We start from the raw sequence: 13,913 nt of genomic DNA, 5'->3' as shown, positions 1-13,913 counted from the left end.
TTTTTGTTAAAAGTTACTTTCATTTAATTCAACTGTAACAGTGCTGAAATATATTTGCCGTACAATAGGCTTAAGTAATTGACCCCCTTTATTTAAATAAGTTGGTGGCGCAGGACATCCTGTGCCTATTTTTTTTCAAACAGTTTGTCAAACCGCTATCATTGTTACATAATCCCAATAATAGTATAATGAAAAGAATAAAGATATTTTCAAACTTGTAAGTGTTAGAGATAGAGGTGTTTTACATGCAGAGGGTCACAAATTGTGTATTACTAAAGGATGACAAAGTCTTGCTTTTACAAAAGCCACGTCGGGGTTGGTGGGTGGCGCCTGGTGGTAAAATGGAACCTGGTGAATCGGTAAAAGACTCCTGCATACGAGAATTTCGCGAAGAAACAGGGATTTACCTTAAAAACCCCAATATTAAAGGGATTTTTACATTTATCATGGTTGAAGGTGACAAGGTCCTGTCTGAATGGATGATGTTTACCTTTGTTGCAACAGAGGCAGAAGGTCCTACTCTTCACGAATCGGACGAGGGTAAGATTGAATGGCATGATTTGGATCGAATTAGCACGCTGCCCATGGCTGAAGGAGACCATCACATCATTGAATATATGATCCATGGAAAAGGACTCATCTATGGAACATTTACATATACACCGGATTTTAAGCTGATGTCATATCGGCTTGATCCAAGCTAATCAGTAATGGAGGGAAGTACATGAGTACCGGTGCGACAAGTGAGACCCAGATGGTCATTATTACAGGAATGTCAGGTGCAGGGAAAACGGTGGCGATTCAAAGCTTCGAGGATTTAGGTTTTTTCTGTGTTGATAATCTGCCGCCGACTTTGTTACCGAAATTCCTAGAACTGATGAAAGAATCAGGGAATAAAATGAATAAAGTGGCATTGGTTATGGACTTAAGGGGGAGAGAGTTTTTTGACCATCTTTTCAAGGCATTAGATGAACTTAGTGAAACGTCCTGGCTTACGCCGCAAATCTTGTTCCTTGATGCAGACGATTCGACCTTGGTCCGGCGCTATAAAGAAACGCGGCGCTTTCATCCGCTTGCCCCATCAGGACTTCCATTAGAAGGAATAAAGCTTGAACGAGAATTATTAGAAGAATTAAAGGGTAGAGCCCAATTAATTTATAATACTTCAAATATGAAACCGAAAGATTTAAGAGAGAAAATCCTCACTGAGTTTTCCGCTAATAAACAGACGATTTTTACAGTTAATGTAATGTCTTTTGGATTTAAACACGGGATTCCGATTGATGCTGATCTTGTTTTTGATGTCCGTTTCTTGCCAAATCCGCATTATATTGATTCGATGCGACCAAAAACAGGGCTTGACGAAGATGTTTCCAGCTATGTTTTAAAATGGAATGAAACCCATAAATTTTTGGAAAAAGTAACCGAGCTGCTCGGTTTTATGCTGCCGCACTATAAGCGGGAAGGTAAAGCACAGCTTGTTGTGGCAATTGGTTGTACCGGCGGACAGCACCGTTCGGTGGCCCTAGCAGAGTACATTGGCCAATTTTTCAAAAAGGATTATGAAACTCGGGTTAGTCATCGGGACATTGATAAAAGGAAGGAAAAATTAACATGACGAAGTTCCAACAACCTAGAATTGTCATTATAGGTGGTGGAACGGGCTTGCCTGTTCTATTACGAGGATTGAAAAAATATCCTGTTGATATAACTGCTATTGTGACAGTGGCCGATGACGGCGGGAGCTCTGGAAGGTTGCGAGATGACCTTCATATCCCGCCACCAGGGGATGTTCGCAATGTGCTTGCTGCATTATCCGATGTGGAGCCATTAATTGAAGAGATGTTCCAGCACCGCTTCAAAACTACGAATGAACTTTCAGGGCACTCGTTAGGGAATTTAATTTTAGCGGCCATGACTTCCATTACCGGGAATTTTGTTCATGCTATCCAAGAAATGTCCAAAGTTTTAAATGTAAATGGTAAGGTGCTGCCAGCTGCCAATCAAGGAGTCATTTTGCATGCAGAGCTCGAAGATGGTACGATAGTTTCCGGAGAGTCAAAAATTCCTTTTTCAGGTAAAAAAATTAAAAAAGTCTTTCTTACACCCGGAAATATTTCTCCACTTCCGGAATCCGTTCAAGCGATTAAGCAAGCTGATTTAATTATTATAGGTCCAGGGAGTTTGTATACAAGCGTGCTTCCTAATTTGCTTGTTCCGGAGCTAGGCAAGGCCGTCTGTAAAGCAAAGGGAAAAAAGGTTTATATTTGTAATTTAATGACTCAGGCTGGGGAAACATTAGATTATACAGCTAGTGATCATGTAAAGGCAATTTACGATCATATGAATTGCAGCTTTATTGACACCATCCTAGTTAATACGAAACCGATTCCTTCAGAAATCCAGCAGCGATATCAAAAAGAATACGCCAAACCTGTCTTTTTTGATGTTTCGAATCTACAAGAGCTTGGGATTGAATTGCTTCAAGATGAATTTGTTTGCTTGCAAAACGGAGCAATTCGTCATGATACAAACAAGGTAGCAGAAATTTTATATTCTTTCCTTTTAAATGAAACAAAACAAGGTTTAAAGCGTAATTACAATTGATACTTTTGCCTGTGGATGGAGGTGTTTAAGGTTGTCTTTCGCTTCAGAAACGAAGAAAGAACTGACAAATATAGAAGTAAAAGCATGCTGTAGTATATCTGAACTCTCCGCATTAATTCGTATGAATGGATCCTTATCATTCTCCAATCGTAAACTAATCGTAGATATTCAAACCGAGAATGCAGCAATTGCCCGAAGAATTTACACACTAATAAAAAAGAATTATCAAGTTCAAGTTGAATTGCTGGTCAGAAAGAAAATGCGCTTGAAGAAAAACAATGTTTACATTGTACGACTCGCTGATCAGGCAAAATCAATCTTGGAGGATTTGAAAATATTAGGCGAAGGCTTCACCTTTGTTCACGATATTTCAGATGAGCTTATTAGAAAGAAATGTTGTAAGCGTTCTTATTTGCGAGGAGCCTTTCTGGCAGGGGGTTCTGTCAATAACCCGGAGACGTCCTCCTACCATCTTGAGGTTGCCTCACTATATAAAGAACATAATGATGCTTTGTGTGAATTGATGAACACATTTCAACTTAACAGCAAAACACTTGAGCGGAAAAAAGGGTATATAACCTATTTAAAAGAAGCAGAAAAAATTACCGAATTTTTAAATATTATCGGTGCTCATAATGCTTTACTTAAATTTGAAGATATCCGGATTGTCCGTGATATGAGAAATTCTGTTAATCGCTTGGTTAATTGTGAGACGGCCAATTTAAATAAAACGATTGGGGCCGCATTAAGGCAAGTCGAGAACATTCGATTTATTGATCAAACCGTTGGATTGCAAATTCTACCGGGAAAACTAAGGGAAATAGCCGAATTACGAGTAAATTACCAGGATGTAACTCTTAAAGAGCTGGGGGAAATGGTTTCTGGCGGAGTTATCAGTAAATCTGGGATTAATCATCGGTTAAGAAAAATAGATGAAATAGCTGAAAAGCTAAGGGCAAGTGAGCCGATCAAAAATAGAGAAATATAAGGGGAGAGAAATCGCATGTTAGAAAAACAGGTAAAAGTTAAACTGAAAACTGGTTTACAAGCACGTCCTGCGGCACTCTTTGTTCAAGAAGCCAATCGGTTTTCATCCGAAATTTTTTTAGAGAAAGACGGTAAAAAAGTCAATGCCAAAAGTATTATGGGGTTAATGAGCTTGGCAATAAGCTCAGGCTCTGAAGTTTCTCTATCCGCAAACGGCAGTGACGAAACAGAAGCTATTGAAGCCCTTTGCAATTATATTTGCGATGAGGCATAAAAAACACTAAAGGTTTCCGTTTTATATTTATATTGAAGTGACAGTCGTTATGATGCCTTTCGCCTATATAAAAGCAAAACTCGCCATCAAAAAATTGGCGAGTTTTCTTTATTATACTTACGAGCTTGTCCTCCTCCGATTGGTTAACAAAAATAATGAAGTTACGATATTTTGGCGGACACAGAGGCCCTTATTTTGATGTTTTTAGCTTGTTATTGCATCTTACCGGACACAGGGGCTCTTATTTATATAAATACCACTCAAAAATCGCCATTTATTAGCGAATAGCGGAACTGGTGTCCGCTTATCTATCAAAAAGAGCATATTTTATCAAAATAACGGAACGTATGTCCTCTTAAGATAAGGAACCTACCATGCCGGCGTTCCGAATGACATCAATATTGACAGTCGTTTCATTGAACAATATTATGTCAAAGGCTGTGTTAAACTAGACTATTGATTTCCGCTCCAGGCGCTTGCTTTCCGCGGGGCGGGCGGTGAACCTCCTCGGAGCTAAAGCTCCTGTGGGGTCTTACCTGTCCCGCTACTCCCGCAGGAGTCAAGCGCCTTCCGCTCCAATCAACATTGTGTAAAAAAATCAACACTGAGCTTTAACACAGCCATGTTAAAAAAAACCCTTGTAAATAATTAAATGACGTATGCCAGAGCATACGTCATTTATTAAGAAGGCACCTTTTAACGCCCACTATAAAAAATAGAGCGCGAGTTTCGTTTAGGAGCGATTATTATTTTTTCTCACCAGTAGCAGAGCTGCGTTCAATAATATGATCGACTAAGCCGTATTCTTTAGCCTTTTCAGCAGTCATGAAGTTATCGCGCTCAGTGTCACGCTCAATTACTTCAAGTGGCTGGCCTGTGCGTTCTGCAAGGATACCGTTTAATTTATCACGTAGGAAAAGGATGCGCTTTGCAGCGATTTCGATTTCTGTTGCTTGACCTTGTGCACCGCCAAGTGGCTGGTGAATCATAACTTCGCTGTTTGGTAAGCAATAGCGCTTGCCTTTTGTACCTGCAGCAAGTAAGAATGCACCCATTGATGCAGCCATACCGATACAAATCGTTTGAACATCGGGCTTAATGAACTGCATTGTGTCATAAATTGCCATACCGGCAGTGATGCTACCGCCAGGGCTGTTAATGTAAATGGATATATCTTTTTCAGGATTTTCAGCTTCTAAGAATAATAATTGAGCGACAATTGAGTTGGCAACATGGTCATCAATTGCGCTTCCGAGCATGATGATACGGTCTTTTAACAAACGGGAATAAATATCGTATGCCCGCTCGCCGCGATTTGTCTGTTCAATTACTGTAGGAATCAAATTCATTTTTCTGTTCCTCCTTTAATCTCATATTCCAAGGTTAGACCCCAAGATTTTTCCTCATAAATCTCGATGAAAAAAATCTTATGTATTGTTATCATACACTGATGGTCAATTAAGGTCAAACAAATCGACCTGCATTTAGCGTGATTTGTTCGACAACATTAGCTTGCATGAATGGTGTGTTTTCCCTCGCAGAAATGTCCATGCTTTACATCTTATCCGATTAGGGAATTTTTAAACAAAAGGCTCTGTTGATTTCCGCTTCAGGTGCTCGCTTTCCGCGGGGGAGTCCGGGAGCCTCCTTGGCGCAAAGCGCCTGTGAAGTCTCCCGTGACACCTTCTCCCGCAGGAGTCTCGCACCTTCCGCTCCAATCAACAGCCAAACAAAAACCGATTCAAAGTGTTGGGCCCATTTTCCTTAAAAACAATGCTTGCAATCAAGTTCATCATGCCATATAATATTTTAACGTAGCGTCTTTTTTACATGCCCTCGTGGTGCAACGGATAGCACGTAAGATTCCGGTTCTTGAGATGTGGGTTCGATTCCTGCCGAGGGCGTTACCAAAACCTCTTGCCTATTTAGGGTAAGGGGTTTTTGGCATTTTTAAAGGTATTTCGATAACTTTTCTAATAAAATGCATACTTTCCGCATAATTATTTTATAAAATAAAGTGGTCCTCATCATACAATCAGCCTATCACTCATATTCAAAAAATGAATATGTTAGTAGTAAGCTCTGGTATTTTTTCGTGAACATATTTCTTCTCTGTTGTAAAATGAGGACAGGGGGAGTGAAAATGGATTTAAGAGCAGGATTATCTCAACAACAGTCGTTAAAGTTATCGATGACTCAAGAGCTTTCACAAGCAATTGCACTTTTACAATATTCGGCTATTGAGCTTGTGGATTTTCTCGAAAATAAAGCGCTTGAAAATCCATTATTGCATATTAAAAGCAGAAAAGCGGAGGTATACCAGCCAAAGGCGAAGGGGCAAAGTCAAAAATCAAATGACAAAGCTTGGATTGAACAAATCAGCGATCAGCGCTTTACGTTAGCTGATCATTTATTTCCGCAAATTCAAGATATGAAAATGAGCCCATTTCAGAAAAGGGTGGTTACCCACTATATCTATCACCTAGATGATAATGGCTATTTTACGGGTAATTTACAGGATATAGCCAATCACTTTAATTTTTCTTTGGCTGACGCAGAGGAATGCTTGGCTATTTTGCAAAGAGTGGAGCCGGCAGGCATTGGGGCACGAACCTTAAGAGAATGCTTGCTTCTGCAGCTTAATCGCCAGGAAGTAAAGAATGAGCTGGCTGAAAGGATTGTTTCGGAGCATTTTTCGATGTTTGCTGAAAAAAAGTGGAAGCAGCTTTCGAAACTGCTTTCGATTGATATAAAGGAAATTCAGCAAGTATTTGATTATATTTTAACGCTTAATCCAAAGCCGGGAGCTGCCTTTCATTATGAAAGAGCTTCATATGTAATCCCTGATGTCATGGTAGTTCAAGAGGGTGATCAATTCGTTGTCAGGTTATTTGATCACATTCTGCCAAAAATTCAGTTTAATAAAGATTATTTTGCTAGTTTAAATTCCTATCAAGATAAGAAGGTCAACGATTTTCTGAATGAGAAGCAACAGGATTATCACTGGATTATTCGCAGCTTAGAGCAACGCCAAAAAACAATCTTGAACGTAACAGGTAAAATTGTAGACAAACAACAAGCTTATTTTGAAAAAGGTCCTACTTTTTTAAAACCGATGACGATGAAAGAGATATCTGAAGAATTGGGAATCCACGAATCGACTGTGAGCAGAGCTGTACGTGAAAAGTACGTTCAAACACCGTTTGGAACCGTTGAGCTAAAATCATTTTTCACGAATGCGATTGAATCCGTTTCTGATGAATCACTGTCATCGAGCAAGGTTAAGATGGCGATGGAGAAATTAATTAAAGAAGAAAATAAGCAAAAGCCTTTATCGGATTTGGACATTGTCCAGCTTTTAAAGGAGAATGATGGGATCGTAGTTTCCCGAAGAACCGTTGCTAAGTATCGAGACCAGCTCGGTATTCCTTCTTCTTCAAAACGAAAAAGATACGATTAATCTAAATGTGGAGAATCCTTCACTGTTTTTCTAATTAAATGCAGATAAGTGGAAAAAGGAGGACAACTAATCGTGGAGGCCCAGGTAGTAGTTACATTTTATACTCGAAAGAAATGCCATTTATGTGAGATGGCCAAAGAATCATTAACGCAACTTCAAACAGAGTTTCCTTTTTCTATTAAAGAAGTGGATATTGATACAGATGATCATCTAACAGAGCTTTATGGGATTATGATTCCGGTGGTTGTGTTAGATGGTGAAGAGGTCCAATTTGGCCGTGTTGACAAAAATGTCATACGTAAGCGTTTGCAAGAAAAAATCTCTTTATTATAAGTTGAAATTTCATTTCACTCCTGTTAAAATAAGCCTTAGGTTAAGGAGTGATTTTTTTTGCAACAAGTGGGACATAATATGTCTAGGCGGGACATTTTACGACCATCCAAAAGAGGAGAATATTACCATGGACTCAATTATTGATTTACAAAAAAGATTATTACCTGACCTCCTGCAAGTTATGCAAAAACGCTACTCCATTCTTCAATACATAAATTTAATGCAGCCAGTTGGAAGAAGGAGCTTAGCGGGAAGTCTTAGTCTTACTGAAAGAGTGCTTCGCAGCGAAGTGGAATTTTTGAAAGACCAGGATCTGATTGATTTTTCAAGTGTTGGAATGAGTTTGACATCAGAGGGTTCAGAGCTTCTAGAAAAGCTTGAAGGCGTAATGAGAGAAGTAACAGGTATTGACCAAATAGAACGACAGCTCGAGCGCCAACTTCAAATTAAAAAGGTCATAGTCGTTTCAGGCAACAGTGATGAATCACCTTGGGTAAAAAGTGAAATAGGGCGGGCGACAGTTAATTGCATGAAAGACCTTTTGCCAGGTAAAAATATTATTGCTGTTACCGGCGGAACTACAATGGCGTCGGTAGCCGAGATGCTTACACCCGATTTTCATGAAAAAGAATTGCTGTTTGTACCAGCACGCGGTGGTGTTGGTGAAGAGGTTAAGAATCAAGCGAACACCATTTGTTCAAGAATGGCGGAGAAGGCCGGTGCAAAACATAGAGTCTTTTACGTTCCAGACCAAGTAAGCCAGGAAATTTATGAATCCTTTATCAAGGAACCTTATATTACAGAGGTTTTAGAATTAATTCATTCAGCAAGCATGGTTTTACACGGTATTGGAGACGCTATAACAATGGCTGAACGCCGCAACACATCGAATGATGAAATTCAAAACATAAAGGCGAAAAATGCTGTTGGGGAGGCTTTTGGATACTATTTCAATGAATCAGGAGAAGTGGTCCATAAGGTCTTAACGATTGGCATTCAGCTCCAAGACATTGCTGATATCGAGCATGTTCTTACCGCTGCAGGCGGAGCATCAAAAGCAAAGGCAATTCGTGCTTATATGAAGCAGGCTCCAGCTTCAACGATTTTGATAACCGATGAAGGAGCAGCTAAACAATTGTTAAAGGGTTAAGTCCTTTTAAACATTGAAAGCATATTCTATTGGTTATAGGGGAATTATTTAACAATGTTAATACTGGGGTTATCCCCCTTTATATAAATTTTAAAAGTGTAACCTTAAAGGAGGAAATAATAATGGCAGTAAAAATGGGTATTAATGGATTTGGTCGTATTGGACGTAATGTTTTCCGTGCAGCTTTAAAAAATCCTAACGTTGAGGTAGTTGCAGTTAATGATTTAACTGATGCAAATATGCTTGCACATCTTTTACAATACGATACAGTTCATGGCAAATTAGCTGAAACAGTAACAGTTGATGGTGATTATTTAGTAGTTGGTGCTCATCGTGTGAAAGTTATCGCTGAGCGCGATCCTGCTCAACTTGGCTGGGGAGATCTTGGCGTAGAAGTAGTTGTAGAATCTACTGGCCGCTTCACTGACCGTGCTAATGCAGCAAAACACCTTGAAGCAGGTGCGAAAAAGGTTATTATCTCTGCTCCAGCATCTGGTGAAGATTTAACAATCGTTATGGGTGTTAACGAAGACAAGTACGATGCAGCTAACCACCATATCGTTTCTAATGCATCTTGTACTACTAACTGTTTAGCTCCATTTGCTAAAGTATTAAATGACAACTTTGGTATCAAACGCGGTATGATGACAACTGTTCACTCATACACAAATGACCAACAAATCTTAGACTTGCCGCACAAAGACTACCGTCGTGCTCGTGCTGCAGCTGAAAACATGATCCCAACTTCAACTGGTGCTGCAAAAGCGGTTGCTTTAGTACTTCCTGAATTAAAGGGTAAATTAAACGGAATGGCAATGCGTGTACCAACTCCAAACGTTTCTGTAGTTGACTTAGTAGCTGAGCTTGAAAAAGACGTTACAGCTGAAGAAGTAAATGCAGCATTAAAGGCAGCAGCTGAAGGCGATTTAAAAGGTATCTTAGAATACACTGAACTTCCACTTGTATCTACTGACTTTAACGGTAGCCCTGCATCTTCTACAATTGATGCTCAATCTACAATGGTTATGGAAGGCAGCATGGTAAAAGTACTTTCTTGGTACGATAACGAAACTGGTTATTCTAACCGTGTAGTAGACTTAGCAGATTTTATGGGTAAAAAAGGTTTCTAATATTGGATATTAGTTCCATAAACGTCTATAATGGTATAGGGTGTGCGTCTGGACGCTCTTGCTATTAGTTTCTTAAAAAATAGATCGTTTCAAATCCCCTGATTGGCGGGGTTCTTGCAATCGAATGGGATAAAAAGGGGAGCGGGGATCATTCCCCACTCCCCTCTTTTGTTTTATTTCGAGAATAGAAATTTTTATTAAATGCCGATCAGTTCGGGGGATTAAAGTAAATACTATATAATAGCAAGCTTCTGTGATGCTCGGTAAACCGTTGGGTATCCAAATTTATTTTTTAACTAAAAAGGAGGACCATCCTGAATGAACAAAAAATCTGTAAAAGACGTAACAGTCAAAGGTCAACGCGTGTTTTGCCGCGTGGATTTCAATGTTCCAATGAAAGATGGACAAATTACGGACGATACTCGTATCCGTGCTGCTCTGCCAACAATTCAATATATGGTTGAACAAGGGGCAAAAGTAATTTTAGCATCTCATCTTGGCCGTCCAAAGGGACAAGTTGTGGAAGAATTGCGCTTGACTGCTGTTGCGGCTCGTCTTGCTGAACTTCTAGGTAAAGAAGTAAAGAAGACTGACGAAGCTTATGGTGAATCAGTTAAAGCAGAAATTAATGGATTAAGTGAGGGCGATGTGCTTTTACTTGAGAATGTTCGTTTCTACCCTGGTGAGGAAAAAAATGATCCAGAACTAGCGAAGGCATTCGCAGAGCTTGCAGATCTTTATGTGAATGATGCCTTTGGAGCTGCTCACCGTGCCCATGCTTCAACAGAGGGAATTGCTCATCACATTCCTGCGGTTTCAGGATTTTTAATGCAAAAAGAGCTTGATGTTCTTGGAAAAGCTTTATCAAACCCTGAAAGACCTTTTACTGCAATTATTGGTGGTGCAAAGGTAAAAGATAAAATTGGCGTAATTGATAATTTACTTGAAAAAGTAGATAACTTAATTATTGGCGGCGGTTTGGCTTATACATTTATCAAAGCTCAAGGTCATGAAATTGGTAACTCCTTATTGGAAGCAGACAAAATGGATTTAGCCCTTTCATTTATTAAGAAAGCAGAAGAAAAAGGCGTTAAATTTTATATGCCGATTGACGCTGTTGTGGCGGAAGAGTTTTCTGCTGATGCAAATACAAAAGTAGTTGGAATTGATCAAATTCCTGCTGATTGGATGTCCCTTGATATCGGACCTAAAACAGCCGAGTTATATAGCGATGTAATTAAAAACTCTAAATTGGTCATTTGGAATGGACCTATGGGTGTATTTGAGATGGACAAGTTTGCCGGCGGAACAAAGGCTGTGGCAGAAGCACTAGCAGAAGCAAATGATACATATTCTGTTATCGGTGGAGGCGACTCAGCTGCAGCGGTAGAAAAATTTGACTTAGCTGATAAAATGAGTCATATTTCTACTGGTGGCGGTGCTTCATTAGAATTCATGGAAGGAAAGGCTTTACCAGGAGTTGTAGCGTTAAACGATAAGTAATTAGTTGTTTGCTGCAAAAAATGGTTCAAGCTTTTTAATATACAACTTTGAGATTCCAGCTCGTTCATTAGAACGATTTAATTAGATAACCAGGAAAGGATGTACACCATCATGCGTAAACCGATCATAGCAGGAAACTGGAAGATGCATAAAACTCTTGCAGAAGCAAAAAGCTTCATGGAGCATGTTAATAAACTAGTCCCTTCTAAAGAGAAGATGGATTCTGTTGTTTGTGCTCCCGCTTTATTCCTTGAACAACTTGTTGCGATTTCAAAAGGCTTTGATGTTGAAATCGGTGCACAAAATATGCATTTTGAAAAAAGCGGTGCTTTTACAGGCGAAATCAGCCCCGTTGCGCTAGCTGATATCGGCGTTAAATACGTGATTATTGGTCACTCTGAGCGCCGTGAAATGTTTAATGAAACAGACGAGGGTGTAAACAAGAAAGCACATGCAGCATTTGCACATGGATTAATTCCAATTGTTTGTTGCGGTGAAACGCTAGAAGAGCGCGAAGCAGGTCAAACAAATGAATTAGTTGGTGCACAAGTTAAAAAGGGCTTAGCAGGATTAACAGAAGATCAGCTAAAGCAAACGGTTATTGCATATGAACCTATCTGGGCAATCGGCACAGGCAGATCCTCTTCTGCATCGGATGCAAATGAGGTGTGCGCTTATATTCGTCAGGTTGTCGGAGAACAATTTTCACAGGAAGCAGCCCAAGCAGTTCGGATTCAATACGGTGGCAGCGTGAAGCCTGAAAACATCAAAGAATATATGTCACAACCGGATATCGACGGGGCGTTAGTAGGAGGAGCAAGCCTTGAGGCTGAATCTTACCTACAATTATTGGAGGCAGGATCAAATGAGTAAATCTCCCGTGGCATTAATCATCCTTGATGGATTTGGATGCCGGAATGAAAAAAAAGGAAATGCAGTTTCACAAGCTAACAAGCCTAATTTCGATCGTTATTGGAGTTCTTTTCCGCATCAACAGTTAAGAGCAAGCGGAGAGGCAGTTGGATTACCCGATGGTCAAATGGGGAACTCTGAGGTTGGACACCTTAATATCGGTGCCGGCCGGGTTGTTTACCAAAGCTTAACACGCGTAAACGTGGCGATTCGTGAAGGGGAATTTGAAAAAAATGAAACCCTTGTAGGTGCGATTAATCACGTTAAAAAAGAAGGAACAAGTCTTCACTTGTTTGGCTTGTTATCTGATGGTGGCGTTCACAGCCATATTAACCACATGTTTGCTTTGCTTCGCTTAGCAGCAGCTGAAGGTGTGGAAAAGGTTTATGTTCATGCATTCTTAGATGGACGTGATGTTGGACCGCAAACAGCAGAAGGCTTCATTCAATCAACGATTGATGAAATGAAACAAATCGGTGTAGGTGAATTTGCAACCATTTCTGGTCGTTACTATTCAATGGACCGTGACAAGCGTTGGGAGCGAGTGGAAAAATCTTACCGTGCCATGGTTTACGGTGAAGGTCCTTCTTATACAAATCCAATGGATGTCGTGAAAGATTCTTATGAAAAAGGCATCTATGATGAGTTCGTGTTGCCATCTGTCATTACTCGTGAAAACGGTGAGCCAGTTGCAACTATCGGTGAAAACGATGCGGTTATTTTCTATAATTTCCGACCTGACCGTGCGATTCAAATTTCAAATACGTTCACAAATAAGGATTTCCGTTCGTTTGACCGCGGACAGAAGCATCCGAATAATTTATTCTTTGTTTGTATGACTCATTTCAGTGAGACAGTTGACGGGTATGTAGCGTTTAAGCCAACAAACTTGGACAACACACTTGGTGAAGTATTAGCGCAAAACAACCTAAAGCAGCTCCGAATTGCCGAAACGGAAAAATATCCGCACGTAACGTTCTTTATGAGCGGTGGTCGTGAAGCAGAGTTTCCTGGCGAGGAAAGAATCTTAATTGCCTCACCAAAAGTGGCAACCTATGATTTGAAGCCGGAAATGAGCGCTTATGAAGTAACGGATGCATTGGTAAATGCGATTAACGAAGATAAGTTTGATGCGATTCTTTTAAATTACGCTAATCCGGATATGGTAGGACACTCAGGCATGCTTGAACCTACGATTAAAGCTGTTGAAACAGTTGATGAGTGCTTAGGTCGGGTTGTGGATTTAATTGTAGCAAAAGGCGGTACTGCAATTATTACTGCTGACCACGGGAATGCAGATGAGGTTATTACCCTTGAAGGCAATCCAATGACAGCTCATACAACTAATCCGGTTCCGGTTATTGTAACAAAAGCTGGTGTTGAGCTTCGCGAAGGCGGAATTCTTGGCGATTTAGCTCCAACAATGCTTGATTTATTAGGTATCGACAAACCAGTTGAAATGACGGGTACGTCTTTAATAAAGAAATAGGTATGTTTGCTTTATCAGATTGAAATATTATATCTGTTAGGGTAAATTCAAATATGGACAGTTTATTG

At 39.9% G+C, this 13,913-nt stretch carries 13 protein-coding genes and 1 tRNA gene; 13 read left to right on the top strand and 1 reads right to left on the bottom strand.

The window, feature by feature from the left end:
• Window positions 1-245: 245 nt before the first annotated feature.
• The 5 genes from ACI48O_RS06550 to ACI48O_RS06530 are packed head-to-tail and all read left to right on the top strand — an operon-like array spanning window position 246 to window position 3,868.
• Window positions 246-704, top strand: a complete 459-nt coding sequence (locus tag ACI48O_RS06550) for an 8-oxo-dGTP diphosphatase (RefSeq protein WP_435560933.1) — start codon at window positions 246-248, stop codon at window positions 702-704.
• Between the two features lie 20 nt (window positions 705-724).
• A complete protein-coding gene (rapZ, locus tag ACI48O_RS06545; protein WP_435560932.1) occupies window positions 725-1,618 on the top strand; it encodes an RNase adapter RapZ in 894 nt (297 codons plus the stop codon).
• Window positions 1,615-2,607, top strand: a complete 993-nt coding sequence (locus ACI48O_RS06540; RefSeq protein WP_435560931.1) for a gluconeogenesis factor YvcK family protein — start codon at window positions 1,615-1,617, stop codon at window positions 2,605-2,607. The genes rapZ and ACI48O_RS06540 overlap by 4 nt, the downstream gene beginning before the upstream one ends.
• 31 nt (window positions 2,608-2,638) lie before the next feature.
• Entirely contained in the window at window positions 2,639-3,595 is a 957-nt protein-coding gene (whiA, locus tag ACI48O_RS06535; protein WP_435560930.1) for a DNA-binding protein WhiA, read from the top strand.
• Between the two features lie 15 nt (window positions 3,596-3,610).
• On the top strand, window positions 3,611-3,868 hold the full coding sequence (locus ACI48O_RS06530; RefSeq protein WP_435560929.1) for an HPr family phosphocarrier protein: 258 nt from the start codon (window positions 3,611-3,613) through the stop codon (window positions 3,866-3,868).
• A 746-nt stretch (window positions 3,869-4,614) separates the two neighbouring features.
• On the opposite strand, the gene clpP is transcribed toward ACI48O_RS06530, so the two are convergent.
• On the bottom strand, window positions 4,615-5,217 hold the full coding sequence (clpP, locus tag ACI48O_RS06525; protein WP_435560928.1) for an ATP-dependent Clp endopeptidase proteolytic subunit ClpP: 603 nt from the start codon (window positions 5,215-5,217) through the stop codon (window positions 4,615-4,617).
• Between the two features lie 483 nt (window positions 5,218-5,700).
• Between clpP and ACI48O_RS06520 the strand changes: the two genes are divergently transcribed.
• From ACI48O_RS06520 to gpmI, 8 genes are all read left to right on the top strand, one after another.
• Window positions 5,701-5,772: transfer RNA gene (locus ACI48O_RS06520), tRNA-Arg, on the top strand.
• A 239-nt stretch (window positions 5,773-6,011) separates the two neighbouring features.
• Window positions 6,012-7,328 (top strand): RNA polymerase factor sigma-54, encoded by a 1,317-nt coding sequence (gene rpoN / locus ACI48O_RS06515; protein WP_435560927.1) that lies wholly within the window; start codon window positions 6,012-6,014, stop codon window positions 7,326-7,328.
• 72 nt (window positions 7,329-7,400) lie between these two features.
• Window positions 7,401-7,661, top strand: a complete 261-nt coding sequence (locus ACI48O_RS06510; protein ID WP_435560926.1) for a glutaredoxin family protein — start codon at window positions 7,401-7,403, stop codon at window positions 7,659-7,661.
• Between the two features lie 127 nt (window positions 7,662-7,788).
• A complete protein-coding gene (locus tag ACI48O_RS06505; protein ID WP_435560925.1) occupies window positions 7,789-8,811 on the top strand; it encodes a sugar-binding transcriptional regulator in 1,023 nt (340 codons plus the stop codon).
• Between the two features lie 122 nt (window positions 8,812-8,933).
• Window positions 8,934-9,941: a type I glyceraldehyde-3-phosphate dehydrogenase gene (gene gap / locus ACI48O_RS06500; RefSeq protein ID WP_435561043.1), complete on the top strand. Its 1,008-nt coding sequence runs from the start codon at window positions 8,934-8,936 to the stop codon at window positions 9,939-9,941.
• 318 nt (window positions 9,942-10,259) lie between these two features.
• The gene (locus ACI48O_RS06495; RefSeq protein ID WP_435560924.1) at window positions 10,260-11,444 is read left to right on the top strand and encodes a phosphoglycerate kinase; all 1,185 of its coding nucleotides are present in this window, start codon (window positions 10,260-10,262) and stop codon (window positions 11,442-11,444) included.
• Between the two features lie 111 nt (window positions 11,445-11,555).
• Window positions 11,556-12,317: a triose-phosphate isomerase gene (tpiA, locus tag ACI48O_RS06490; protein ID WP_435560923.1), complete on the top strand. Its 762-nt coding sequence runs from the start codon at window positions 11,556-11,558 to the stop codon at window positions 12,315-12,317.
• Window positions 12,310-13,845 carry a 2,3-bisphosphoglycerate-independent phosphoglycerate mutase gene (gene gpmI, locus ACI48O_RS06485; protein ID WP_435560922.1) on the top strand — a complete coding sequence of 512 codons (1,536 nt, stop codon included), beginning with the start codon at window positions 12,310-12,312 and terminating at the stop codon, window positions 13,843-13,845. The genes tpiA and gpmI overlap by 8 nt, the downstream gene beginning before the upstream one ends.
• Window positions 13,846-13,913 lie beyond the last annotated feature (68 nt).

It is taken from the genome of Neobacillus terrisolis (genome assembly GCF_051233475.1).
In the GTDB taxonomy this organism is placed as follows: domain Bacteria; phylum Bacillota; class Bacilli; order Bacillales; family Cytobacillaceae; genus Bacillus_BU.
This window is presented reverse-complemented; position numbering and strand designations above follow the sequence as displayed.

Bases quoted from the DNA above. Each gene is read 5' to 3' on its own strand.
- tpiA (WP_435560923.1), top strand. From the start codon at position 11,556: ATGCGTAAACCGATCATAGCAGGAAACTGGAAGATGCATAAAACTCTT.
- ACI48O_RS06540 (WP_435560931.1), top strand. From the start codon at position 1,615: ATGACGAAGTTCCAACAACCTAGAATTGTCATTATAGGTGGTGGAACG.
- rpoN (WP_435560927.1), top strand. From the start codon at position 6,012: ATGGATTTAAGAGCAGGATTATCTCAACAACAGTCGTTAAAGTTATCG.
- ACI48O_RS06505 (WP_435560925.1), top strand. From the start codon at position 7,789: ATGGACTCAATTATTGATTTACAAAAAAGATTATTACCTGACCTCCTG.
- ACI48O_RS06530 (WP_435560929.1), top strand. From the start codon at position 3,611: ATGTTAGAAAAACAGGTAAAAGTTAAACTGAAAACTGGTTTACAAGCA.
- gap (WP_435561043.1), top strand. From the start codon at position 8,934: ATGGCAGTAAAAATGGGTATTAATGGATTTGGTCGTATTGGACGTAAT.
- clpP (WP_435560928.1), bottom strand. From the start codon at position 5,217: ATGAATTTGATTCCTACAGTAATTGAACAGACAAATCGCGGCGAGCGG.
- ACI48O_RS06495 (WP_435560924.1), top strand. From the start codon at position 10,260: ATGAACAAAAAATCTGTAAAAGACGTAACAGTCAAAGGTCAACGCGTG.
- ACI48O_RS06550 (WP_435560933.1), top strand. From the start codon at position 246: ATGCAGAGGGTCACAAATTGTGTATTACTAAAGGATGACAAAGTCTTG.
- gpmI (WP_435560922.1), top strand. From the start codon at position 12,310: ATGAGTAAATCTCCCGTGGCATTAATCATCCTTGATGGATTTGGATGC.
- rapZ (WP_435560932.1), top strand. From the start codon at position 725: ATGAGTACCGGTGCGACAAGTGAGACCCAGATGGTCATTATTACAGGA.